This is a genomic window from Tannerella forsythia, assembly GCF_003860135.1.
In the GTDB taxonomy this organism is placed as follows: domain Bacteria; phylum Bacteroidota; class Bacteroidia; order Bacteroidales; family Tannerellaceae; genus Tannerella; species Tannerella forsythia_A.
In genome coordinates this window covers 1-664 of sequence record NZ_RQYN01000141.1, presented here as the reverse complement: position 1 = coordinate 664, position 664 = coordinate 1, and the positions used below count along the sequence as shown (strand labels likewise).

At 35.2% G+C, this 664-nt stretch carries 1 protein-coding gene; it reads right to left on the bottom strand.

Features of this window, described 5'->3' with window-relative positions:
* Nucleotides 1-495 (bottom strand): hypothetical protein (locus EII41_RS13685; protein ID WP_148091769.1); only part of this gene is annotated, 495 nt, incomplete at its 3' end.
* Nucleotides 496-664: the final 169 nt, after the last annotated feature.

Here is a 664-nt window from a genome sequence, read left to right as displayed (position 1 = left end):
TGGAGTAAGTTCGCCTAAGGGTTTTGTTGGGTAGCCTCCCATAGATGCTGTTCGTTCTGCATAAACATCAATAGAGGTCAATAAAACAGTTTCATCAGAGTTATTAATAATAGAAATATCAAAAATAGGCAAATGATTTCGCCCTTTTTTGTTTTGATACTCATAATAGAATTTATGTCCAAAAGATTCTCTATTGTCTGTTTCAGTTTTTTTATACACCGACTTTGGAGAGACCTTTAACGCTGCAACTGAAAGTTTTGGGAGAAAATTCCCAAAATACTTTTTTAATAAAATTGGAAAAGATGCAAGCCCATCACATATATCATCCCAGCTCCAATACTCTACCATAAGCATACCTTTGGTTGAAGCATAAAAAAATGGACTTTCTTTACCGTAAAAATTCACATCTCGAGAAAGTGTTGTTACCATTATGAATTTGTGAACCGGCAAATGGCTATTATAAGCAGCAATAATGTCGTCTGTTATTTTTCTCATAACACTAGTGTCCGGAGAAAATGTCTCCGACAGGTTTTTAACTGTTTAATTTCAGCAACTTAGAAGATTAAAATATTTTTTCGATTAGAACTCAGTAGCTTTGCGGACGCATCCTAAGACGCCATCTGCAAGCCATGAACAAAGGAAAAACAATCCTCCCCCAGATTAT